Here is a 503-nt window from a genome sequence, read left to right on the forward strand (position 1 = left end):
CAGCCCAGCCAACACAAACCCTAGCGCTTAGGCAAATAAGCCGGCAAATAAAGCCCCACATACGCATCAAACACCCGCATGCCTTCCTCGGCCATGCGCGGCGTAATCTGCCCGTGCTGATGCACCGAGCGTGCATACACCCGGTCACTCAACTCCAGCGCCAATGCAAACACGTCGACATCGGTGGGCAGTGTAGGCACTTCGAAGTGACGATTGAACACGTCAACCATCAAGTCTCCCAACTCCAAATCATGCTGACGGTCCGCCTGAGTCACTTCGGTGAGACCGTGCTGCGCCAGGATCAACTGCCGTGCGGCCGCATCGTTGCTGTAGACAGTCAGCATCCGCTGCTCGACGATGTAGGACAGGTCACGCCAGTGCTTGAGTGAATCGTGGTCGATAGGCGCCTGAATGGCCGCGCGAAAAGCGCTGTGCACATCCGCCGTCAACGCTTCCAGCAACGCCGGCACACTGGCGAAGAAGTGATACACCGACGACGGGGG

At 58.8% G+C, this 503-nt stretch carries 1 protein-coding gene; it reads right to left on the reverse strand.

What is annotated here, in order from left to right; all coding sequences use genetic code 11:
* Nucleotides 1–20 precede the first annotated feature (20 nt).
* On the reverse strand, nucleotides 21–503 hold a 483-nt coding region (locus F0169_RS27215), incomplete at its 5' end, for a TetR/AcrR family transcriptional regulator (protein ID WP_152748152.1).

Origin of the sequence: Pseudomonas kitaguniensis (genome assembly GCF_009296165.1) — a bacterium.
Lineage (GTDB): Bacteria > Pseudomonadota > Gammaproteobacteria > Pseudomonadales > Pseudomonadaceae > Aquipseudomonas > Aquipseudomonas kitaguniensis.